The 277-nt window shown below is 67.1% G+C and carries 1 pseudogene; it reads left to right on the top strand.

The features are described 5' to 3' along the window. Positions 1–277: pseudogene (locus ACQG3P_RS19610) on the top strand (acetyl-CoA carboxylase biotin carboxylase subunit); the annotation flags it as partial.

Below are 277 nucleotides of genomic sequence, written 5' to 3'. Positions count from 1 at the left end.
AGGCCAAGCCCGCGTTCGCCAATGGTGAGGTCTACATGGAGAAGTTCCTGGACAATCCGCGCCACGTGGAAATCCAAGTGCTGGCCGATGGCCAGGGCAACGCCATCCACCTCGGGGAGCGCGACTGCTCCATGCAGCGCCGCCACCTGAAGGTGGTGGAAGAAGCGCCGGCACCGGGCATCAGCGCCGAACAGCGCGAAGAGATCGGCACGGGCTGCACCGTCGCGTGCGTGCGCCTCGGTGACCGCGGCGCGGGCACCTTCGAGTTCCGCTACGA

Source organism: Stenotrophomonas sp. SrG (assembly GCF_050031795.1).
In the GTDB taxonomy this organism is placed as follows: Bacteria; Pseudomonadota; Gammaproteobacteria; order Xanthomonadales; family Xanthomonadaceae; genus Stenotrophomonas; species Stenotrophomonas rhizophila_A.
This window is presented reverse-complemented; position numbering and strand designations above follow the sequence as displayed.